A 1,325-nucleotide genomic window follows, 5' to 3' on the forward strand; every position below is an offset into this window, starting at 1 on the left:
GGGAGCGTCAATAATTTTGTGTAAATAAATTGTCCTCCTGCAAAATAATTAGTTACTCAGTAAACATTGAAACTAATGTATCGGTTACCTGTTGAAAACCTTTATGGCTTCTGTTTAGAAATTTTTGATTGTATGTATCAAAAATGCTGACTAGAAAGCGTTCTAGTGATTCTTCATTTTGAAACTGCTCTTTTCTACGGCTGTATCTTTTAATTTGCTTATTGAAAGACTCGATTAGATTGGTTGAGTAAATGGTTCTACGAATGCTAGGTGGAAAATCATAAAAAGTTAATAAGTCTTGGTTTTCTATGAGTGACTGCGTCACTTTAGGATAGTTTTTCTTCCATTTCTCAATCATGCCGGATAAGAAGGTATTCGCTTCTTCTTTTGAGTTAGCTTGATAAACAGCCTTAAAGTCATCACAGATTTCTTTTCGGTCTTTGACACGTACTTTATGAGCAATATTACGGGAAACGTGAACACAGCAATGTTGGTATTTAGCTTTAGGATAAATCTGGTGAATCGTATCTTTCATGCCTTTTAAGCCATCGGTAATAAACAGTAAGACATCATGAACCCCTCTGGAGTAAATGTCCTGTAACAACTCATTCCAAACGTAGGTCGATTCAGTCGGAGCAATCGCATAACTTAGTACTTCTTTAGTGCCGTCTTCTCGTATACCAATGGCAATATAGATTGCTTCTTTGGAGACGGTTTGCCGTTTTAAAGGAATATAAGTAGCATCCATGAAAATAGCGACATACTTATCATTTAGAGTTCTAACTTTAAATGCATTTACTTCTTCAGTCAGCACTTTAGTCATGTTGGACATGGTTTGGGGCGTGTAGTGATGCCCATACATTTTCTCAATCAAGTCTGCGATTTCCGACATGGTAATACCTTTTCGGAAGAGGTGAATGACGGTCTCCTCTAAGGTATCATTCGTCCGGCTATAAGCAGGAACAGTCTGTTGCTTGAACTCGCCGTTGCGGTCGCGCGGAATCTGGAGATGAAGTTCCCCGTACTCGGTCTTGACCGTACGGTCATAGGAGCCGTTACGAGAATTACCCGTGTTAAAACCAATGCGATCGTACTTTTCGTAATCGAGGAAAGCCGTTAACTCCGTTTTGAGAAGCGTATTGACAGCTTTTTCCAAATGGACACGGAATAATTCATTCAAATCGCCTTTGTTCGCTAGAGTCTTTAGAATTTCTGTAGTAAAATCGTTCATATGGAAGTCCTCTTTTCTGTGAATGTGTTGTGGTAACTCTATTCTACAGAAGGGACTTCCTTTTTTCTATTTACACAAAATATTTTACACTCTC

The 1,325-nt window shown here is 38.5% G+C and carries 1 protein-coding gene; it reads right to left on the reverse strand.

Annotation, left to right across the window (positions count from 1 at the left end; translation table 11 throughout):
• Positions 1-52: 52 nt before the first annotated feature.
• Positions 53-1,231 carry an IS256 family transposase gene (locus OZ002_RS13255; protein WP_002323767.1) on the reverse strand — a complete coding sequence of 393 codons (1,179 nt, stop codon included), beginning with the start codon at positions 1,229-1,231 and terminating at the stop codon, positions 53-55.
• Positions 1,232-1,325 lie beyond the last annotated feature (94 nt).

The sequence above is a fragment of the Enterococcus sp. E4-150 genome (assembly GCF_035726465.1).
GTDB lineage: Bacteria > Bacillota > Bacilli > Lactobacillales > Enterococcaceae > Enterococcus_B > Enterococcus_B faecium.

Bases quoted from the DNA above. Each gene is read 5' to 3' on its own strand.
- OZ002_RS13255 (WP_002323767.1), bottom strand. From the start codon at position 1,231: ATGAACGATTTTACTACAGAAATTCTAAAGACTCTAGCGAACAAAGGC.